Source organism: Waltera acetigignens (assembly GCF_025567015.1).
In the GTDB taxonomy this organism is placed as follows: Bacteria; Bacillota; Clostridia; order Lachnospirales; family Lachnospiraceae; genus Acetatifactor; species Acetatifactor acetigignens.
The window spans coordinates 1-2,523 of record NZ_JAOQJO010000042.1 but is presented as its reverse complement, the minus strand read 5'-3'; the positions used below and the strand labels follow the sequence as shown (position 1 = coordinate 2,523).

Genomic DNA, 2,523 nt, shown 5'->3' with positions numbered 1-2,523 from the left:
TGAACAAAATCGCTGCGCGATGGCCTGCCAAGGCTGTGGCGCAGTTTTTCTACTTTTTCTAAAAAAGGCAGTTGATTACTTCTTGAAAAGTATTTATTGTTAAGTTACCACACAAAACAAAATACACAAGAAAGTTCACTGCCTATGAAAAGAATATCATCTTTTGGCTGCTTCCACAAGCAGTTTTATTTTTCAAATGCACCTCCATGATAGGTAGTTACTGTTGTTACTACTACTTTTTCATGGAGGTTATTTTATGTACGAATCATATATTAATAAAATCGAAGATGTTGGCAAGCTCAGAAATCTAAAGCCTGGTACAATTCGCACTTACCAGAATAATGTTAAAGATTTTCTGAAATTTATTAACAAACATCCAGATGAACTCACTTGCGAAGATGCAAGAGATTTCCTTTTATTTCTAAAAAATAAGGGGAATAAATCATCCACACTTAATAACAAAAATGGAGCTTTGGTATTCTTCTATAAACGCGTTTTAGGAAAGCTATGGGATGACAACCTTGTTCCAAGAGCAATCAATGACTATGCTATCCCAAGAGTTCTTACTCGTTCTGAAATAGAAATGCTGCTTGATGCTACTTCTAACTTAAAATACAAGGCTATATTTGCTCTTATGTATTCATCCGGTTTACGTATTTCAGAGGTTATTCATCTTAGATATGAAGATATATCCAGAACAAATATGCAGATTTATATTCATGAATCAAAGACACACACCGCACGTTATGCCATTTTATCTCAAAGAGCTCTTGATATTCTTACGGAATACTGGTTTAAATGTGGCAGACCAACAGGAATTCTTTTCCCTAATCAGTGGACTGGTGATTATCTCACATCTTCCGGTCCTCGCTTGGAATTAAAGAAAGCTGTTAACCGCGCAGGTTTGCCAAAGGATATTCATTCCCACTGTCTCAGACACAGTTTTGCGACGCATCTTTTAGAAGATGGTGTTGATATTAGATACATTCAATCCTTATTGGGACATCGCTCTCCAAAATCAACCGAAATCTATCTGCATATAAGCAATAAAACTTTGATTGGGATTCATAGTCCTTTTGATAAGAAGGGTGGTGATAAGAATGGATAAACCTACCGTACAGGATATTTTCCTTCGTTTTTATCCAAGATATCTTGATACGTATCATCCTTCTCCACAGCAATCCCAGGTAGCTCATTGTATCATCAACTGTAAAACAGGTGCCTACGGTGCAAATGTCAGCATTTGTGAAGACTGTGGTCATCCACAGGTTCATTATAACTCCTGTCGCAACAGATGCTGTCCCATGTGTCAGGCTTTACCTAAAGAATTATGGATGGATAAACGTCGTGAAGATGTACTTGATGCACCGTATTTTCATGTTGTATTTACAGTACCGCAGGAGTTAAATCCTATAATCTATAGTAACCAGCAGCTTCTATATGATGCGTTATATCATTCAGTATCCGCTACTATCAATGAACTTACAGAAGATGCCAAACATCTCGGCGCAAAGGTTGGCTATATTTGTATTCTGCATACTTGGGGTTCTGAAATGAATTATCATCCGCACATCCATGTCATTCTTCTTGGCGGTGGTTTGACCGCTAAGAATCAGTGGCGTGATAAAGGAGAAGAATTCTTTCTTCCGGTAAAAGTTCTTTCTAAGTTATTCAGAGGAAAATATCTGCATGAACTCAAAACTTTATGGAAAGATAATAAGCTTCAATTCTTTGGAAGCAGTGAAAAATACCGTAATCATTATACTTTCAAGGAATTGTTAAACATCTGCTATACCAAAAACTGGATTCCTCACTGTAAGAAAACCTTTAATGGAGCCCAGTCTGTTATTAAATACCTTGGCAAGTACACACATCGAATTGCTATCAGTAATCATCGCATCATCCGTATGGACGACAATACAGTTACATACCATGTGAAGGATTACCGCAAGGCAGGCACATGGAAAGAATTAACCATTTCCGGAGTTGAATTCATCCGTAGATTTCTTATGCATGTACCACCAAAACGCTTTGTGAGAATCAGACACTATGGTTTGTTATGCACCCGAAGCAAAACCAAACACCTTACACTATGTAGAAATCTTCTTGGTTGTAAGCAGTATCTGTCCAGACTAAAAGATATGGAAACGCCACAGATACTGGAAACTCTTTATGGCATCAAAATCTCGGTGTGTAAATGCTGCGGTGGGCATCTCGGAAAGCCACAGCAGAAGATACCTCTTAGGATTTAAAAAGCCTCATTCATACTTTTCAAAAAGCCTCAGAAATGAGGTCTATTTGTTATGCCATGCTTTTGTAAAATAAGTAATTGTGCTACAATTATCTCTGAAATAGCTTTTCTTTATTGGAAAGATCAAAAATTGAAAGCCCATACATACTGGCTACAGTGACGCTTACTTTGTTCACTTTGGCAAAATCAAACGCAGCGCAAACGAAAGGGCAGTTTTCTATAACGTAAGACTGCTTTTTCGTTTACGCCGCTATTGATTGTAGCCTAAAGAA

At 37.5% G+C, this 2,523-nt stretch carries 2 protein-coding genes; both read left to right on the top strand.

The annotated features are described in order from the left end of the window. Nucleotides 1-256: 256 nt before the first annotated feature. Nucleotides 257-1,108: a tyrosine-type recombinase/integrase gene (locus tag OCV96_RS19305; protein WP_262595216.1), complete on the top strand. Its 852-nt coding sequence runs from the start codon at nucleotides 257-259 to the stop codon at nucleotides 1,106-1,108. Further along, nucleotides 1,101-2,252 carry an IS91 family transposase gene (locus OCV96_RS19300; protein WP_262595215.1) on the top strand — a complete coding sequence of 384 codons (1,152 nt, stop codon included), beginning with the start codon at nucleotides 1,101-1,103 and terminating at the stop codon, nucleotides 2,250-2,252. Before OCV96_RS19305 ends, OCV96_RS19300 begins: the two co-directional genes overlap by 8 nt. Nucleotides 2,253-2,523: the final 271 nt, after the last annotated feature.